The organism is Blautia sp. AF34-10, assembly GCF_003477865.1.
GTDB classification, from domain to species: Bacteria; Bacillota; Clostridia; order Lachnospirales; family Lachnospiraceae; genus Fusicatenibacter; species Fusicatenibacter saccharivorans.
Genome location: NZ_QUED01000062.1, coordinates 1 through 3,651 on the forward strand (window position 1 = coordinate 1; position 3,651 = coordinate 3,651).

The 3,651-nt window shown below is 49.8% G+C and carries 2 protein-coding genes and 1 pseudogene; all 3 read left to right on the forward strand.

Translation table 11 applies throughout. The features are described from left to right. On the forward strand, positions 1 to 635 hold a 635-nt coding region (locus DWZ60_RS16670; RefSeq protein WP_147397772.1), incomplete at its 5' end, for an AAA family ATPase. Between the two features lie 85 nt (positions 636 to 720). Beyond that, positions 721 to 1,080, forward strand: a pseudogene (locus DWZ60_RS16675) (type IV secretory system conjugative DNA transfer family protein); the annotation flags it as partial. Between the two features lie 591 nt (positions 1,081 to 1,671). Continuing rightward, positions 1,672 to 3,336, forward strand: a complete 1,665-nt coding sequence (gene ltrA, locus DWZ60_RS16680; protein WP_054356384.1) for a group II intron reverse transcriptase/maturase — start codon at positions 1,672 to 1,674, stop codon at positions 3,334 to 3,336. The last annotated feature ends 315 nt before the right edge of the window (positions 3,337 to 3,651 follow it).

Below are 3,651 nucleotides of genomic sequence, written 5' to 3' on the forward strand. Positions count from 1 at the left end.
AGAACGGGGCGCGGCTGATTATCCTTGACCCCATACAGGCGTACATGGGCGAAAAAACCGACATGAACCGGGCAAACGAAGTGCGCCCCATGTTCCGCCGCCTTGCCGAAGTTGCGGAGCGTACCGGGTGCGCCGTTATCCTTATCGGACATTTGAACAAAGCAGCCGGAGGGCAGAGCGCGTACCGGGGATTAGGTTCTATCGACTTCCGCGCAGCCGCCCGGAGCGTCCTGCTGATCGGGCGCGTGAAGCGCGAACCGAATGTGCGCGTTATCGTCCATGACAAATCTTCCCTTGCGCCGGAGGGAAAGCCCGTTGCCTTTTGCCTTGACCCGGAAACGGGCTTTTCATGGATAGGCGAATACGACATCACCGCTGACGAGCTGCTGTCCGGCGCGGGCGGCAACAATGCCACCAAGACCGAACAGGCTGAAAGGCTGATACTTGACCTACTTGCAGACGGGAAAGAGCTTGCCAGCGAGGACATTGTAAAAGCCGCAGCCGAAGCCGGAATATCCGAAAGGACGGTACAGAACGCCAAGCGCAACATGGGCGGCATTTTAGGCGCAAGGCGTGTCGGCGGTCAATGGTACAACTTCATCAAGAAGAAGCAGCCGCCCGAACCCGCAAGCTGAAAGCGCAAAACGCAGACCCTTTGCACTTTGCACTTTCGCACTTTCACGATAATTTGCGTCAATAACTCAAAAAAGCACTTGACAAAACGCTTCATGGGGTACGGCGGCGGATATCGCCCCTTACATGGACAAGGATTTCTTCCAAAACATCCCCATGACCATGACGGAGCGGATCACCATGTCAAGCAGGCCAAAGCAGCCGAAGTACGCAAGAAATAAAAATATTCTGGTAATCGGAGGCAGCGGCAGCGGAAAAACGAGGTTCTTTTGTAAGCCTTCGCTGCTTCAAGCCCATAGCTCGTATGTCTGTACCGATCCGAAGGGTACACTCCTTCCTGAAATCGGCGGTTTCCTGGAAAGACAGAAATACCGCATCAAGTGCCTCAACCTAATTAACTTCAAAAAGTCCATGAGATATAACCCTCTGGCCTACGCGCGACACGAGGTCGCGTAATTAAACTGTTCGGCGCTGACCGAACCTGTTATTCCATTAGCAGTAGCCTATCGTCACCGAAGCGGCTGGCAACGGCCGTGAGGCAGCATGACGAGAAAAGGTAGCCCTCCCGAAAGGGTTAAGCCGAAACCTCGAGGCAGAGGCGAAAAGCTGGAAGCAACGTCCGGCTGGGGAGCTTGGCTTGTGTAGTATGGTGAATGTAAGTAAATCGCTGTTAAACGTCGTTAGCGGGAACCAGGCTAAAGTTGCTGATAGGCCTGAACCAAAAGGTGTGCAGTCGGATGTTCTCCTGTAAGCTGGGAACACATGGACAAACATGACTGCCGGCGGATAGGCGGCACCTAACCTACACGGTTGATTACGTGAAACGTGTTAAGCCCGCGCTCTCTCCGTATATTCGGAAAGCTGACCGCAAGGAAAGCCGATAGAAACGCGGGTAAGGAACGCTGGAAAAAGCGAACGCCGACCTTGTAATGAGGACGGATAGGGATTGAAACAGCATCCCACGCGAAAGCGGGCTGACTTCCAGCAGGTCTATCTTTACGAGAGAATTTACAGAACTTTTGAGAGGAGGAATTGCAAATGAACAGGAAACTGTGTGCGCCTGCTGACAGGGCACGAAGCTGGGAATCCATTGATTGGAAGAAAGCGGAGGCCTATGTTAAAAAGCTGCAAATGCGTATCGTAAAGGCTCAAAAAGACGGTCATTACAGCAAAGTGAAAACTCTGCAATGGCTGTTGACGCACTCTTTCTATGCCAAGGCATTGGCAGTGAAACGTGTGACAAGTAATAAAGGCAAAAATACCGCTGGTGTAGACCATGAATTATGGAAAACGCCAAAAGGCAAATTCGAGGCGATTGACAAACTCAAACGCCGGGGCTATAAGCCCCAACCTCTCAGACGGGTGTATATCCCGAAGAAAAACGGAAAATTACGCCCGCTGAATATTCCAACGATGACAGACCGCGCCATGCAGACATTATATAAGTTTGCACTGGAACCATTGGCAGAAACTCTGGCAGACCCGAACTCCTACGGCTTTAGAATTGGAAGAAGCACACACGATGCCATCGGGCAATGCTTTAACGATTTGTGCAGAGCCGGTTCGCCTCAATGGATTTTGGAGGGAGATATTAAAGGGTGCTTTGACCATATCAGTCATAGCTGGTTAATGAAAAATATCCCAATGGACAAGGAAATGCTCGAAAAATGGCTGAAATGTGGCTTTGTGGAAACCAGAAAAATCTTTCCGACAGAGGAAGGGACCCCACAGGGCGGCACAATATCGCCAGTTTTGATGAACATGACCTTGGACGGTCTGGAGCGGATTCTAAAAGAAAGATTCCCGATGAGACGGACGGTGGCAGGTAAAACCATCTACGACCAGATTAATTTCGTGCGATATGCCGACGACTTTATCGTCACCGGGAAAAGCCCGGAAACTTTGCGTAACGAGGTTATGCCGCTTATCAAGGACTTTCTGGCGGAACGCGGCCTGCAACTTTCAGAGGAAAAAACGGTGATTACACATATCAGCGACGGCTTTGATTTTCTTGGGCAGAACATTCGGAAATACAACGGAAAATTGCTTATAAAGCCGTCAAAGAATGCAGTAAAAGCTTTCCTCAAAAAAGTGCGGACTATTGTTAAGGAGAACAAAACCGCCACGCAGGACTTGCTCATTCGCAAACTAAATCCTGTGATTCGCGGTTGGGTCAACTACCACCGCTATGTAGTTTCTGCGGATATTTTTGGATTAGTTGACCACAGGATTTTCGAGTGCCTATGGAAGTGGGCTTGCCGCAGACACAAACGAAAAGGTAGGAAATGGATTGCCAACAAATATTGGCACCATATTGATAACCGGACGTGGACGTTTGCAGCAGAGCCTGCTTTCCGCGGTAAAGATTTCGATGAAAAATACCTCAAGCTGGAATACGCGGCAAATACTAAAATCATCCGATTCAAGAAAATCACCGCCGAAGCCAACCCATTCGATAAAAAATGGACGGGATATTATGAGGAACGTGACGGGGAAAGAATGCTGAACAGCACCAAAGGACGAGAAAAACTCGTTAAAATTTGGAACAACCAAAAACGGTGCTGCCCTGTATGCGGAGAAAGAATTACATCTGAAACAGGATTTAAGACGCATTTTATCACCGAAAACAACAGGAAGTGGCCTGCTATTATGGTACATCCCTGGTGTCATCGAAATCTGCATGAGCCGGACTACTTGATTTGAGCCGGGTTTCGTTTTACACGAGGCCTTACGATAGGCTTGAGCCGTATGACGGGAAACTGTCACGTACGGTTCTTAGGGGAGGGGCTGGCAGCAATGCCAGTCTCTTACCCGACATCCGGTCAGAGAAGGATATCCTGAAGCTGGTGAACGCCCTGATTATGAACACGAAGGGCGAGGGCGACAAGTCTGGGGAAGATTTCTGGGTCAGTGCGACACGTTCGCAGGCGGTAAAAAGTCTGCGCACAGTGTTGGTTTATTAAATAATAACCAGTCTGTGAACTGGTAATCCGATAGGTGGAATGATGGGGTAACGCC

Coding starts and splice junctions, on each gene's coding strand:
- ltrA (WP_054356384.1), top strand. CDS start 1,672: ATGAACAGGAAACTGTGTGCGCCTGCTGACAGGGCACGAAGCTGGGAA.